This window comes from Helicobacter salomonis (genome assembly GCF_900197775.1).
GTDB classification, from domain to species: Bacteria; Campylobacterota; Campylobacteria; order Campylobacterales; family Helicobacteraceae; genus Helicobacter; species Helicobacter salomonis.
Map to the genome: position 1 here is coordinate 1 of NZ_FZMA01000069.1, position 1,278 is coordinate 1,278.

2 protein-coding genes are annotated in these 1,278 nt (G+C 46.2%); both read right to left on the minus strand.

From position 1 onward, the window contains the following. Positions 1 to 16 precede the first annotated feature (16 nt). Positions 17 to 622 (minus strand): TerD family protein, encoded by a 606-nt coding sequence (locus C6H04_RS07780; protein WP_104696192.1) that lies wholly within the window; start codon positions 620 to 622, stop codon positions 17 to 19. An 8-nt stretch (positions 623 to 630) separates the two neighbouring features. Next, positions 631 to 1,215, minus strand: a complete 585-nt coding sequence (locus C6H04_RS07785) for a TerD family protein (RefSeq protein ID WP_104696191.1) — start codon at positions 1,213 to 1,215, stop codon at positions 631 to 633. Between the last annotated feature and the right edge of the window lie 63 nt (positions 1,216 to 1,278).

Consider the following 1,278-nt stretch of genomic DNA (forward strand, 5'->3'; position numbering starts at 1 on the left):
GTGAGCTGAGGTTGTCTCAAAGGTATTTGGGCACAGAATTGGCTAGGAGGCCTTCTAACTTGTCATCAGCGGTGGGTTCGCCAATGGCACTGAACTTCCATTCGCCATTGTGTTTGTAGAGTTTGCCTAAAATCATTGCCTCTTTACCCGCAAAGGTTGCGTCTTTAGCCACATTATAGGTAGCAAAAACATTGTTCACACGATCGGGAGAACCCTCATAGAGACGGATACTGGCAAAGGGAATTTTGTCAAAATCAATATGGGTATAGGAGTTGAGCACAAAGACAATTTGATGCACTGCTGGGTCTAGGCTGTCCAGTGCGATGTTGATCACCTCATTGTCTAAACCATCATCTCCCCCTACATCACCGGTTCGATCGTCTCCGCTGTGTTTGATTCCAGGGGCACTCTGGTTGCCAAAATACACACAATTGAGCAAGTTTCTTTGTTCCCCAAAGAGGGCCACGCTCAAGTCTAAATCCACCGCTTCGGTTTTTGTATTGCCAAAGAAGCCCTTCTTGCTGATTGCCCCCCAGTTAGCCCCCACACAGAAAACTCTAAGCGCGTTCCCATCCTCTTTTTTGAGCGAGATCTTCTGCCCCTTGACTAGATTAACTGCCATGCAAATCCCTAACCTACATTGACGCCAAATTCTTTACAAAAACCTGCTAGGCCTTCTTTAAAACCCGTGCCCACGGCTGCAAACTTCCATTCATTCCCCTCACCTCTATACAGCCTGCCAAAATTCAAGGCCGTTTCTACCGAAAAGTCTTCTTCCAAGTCGTAGCGCACAACTTCTTGTCCATCGTTCTCATCGACGACGCGCACAAATGCTTTGCGCACCATGCCAAAATTCTGCTTGCGTGTGTCGGCTTCATGGATGGTCACTACAATGTGAACTTCTGCGACATCACTGGATACCTTAGAGAGATCAACTTTAATGACCTCGTCATCGCCTTCACCCGCACCCGTCCTATTGTCTCCTGTGTGCACCACAGAGCCATCCTTACTAGAGAGATTGCCATAAAAGACGAAATCCTTTTCGTCATTGACCTTATTAGATGTGTTGGTCAAGAATACAGACGCATCTAGGTCAAAATCACTCCCTGTATCGCTGGTGTTGACATCCCAACCCAAGCCCACTAGAATTTTAGAAAGACCCGGTTTTTCTTTGCTCAAAGAAACGCGTCCACCCTTACTCAAACTTACAGCCATGAAAACTCCTTCTCTTGATAAATAGGCCTTCATTCTAACATAATTTACGCGACTTGTAAGATT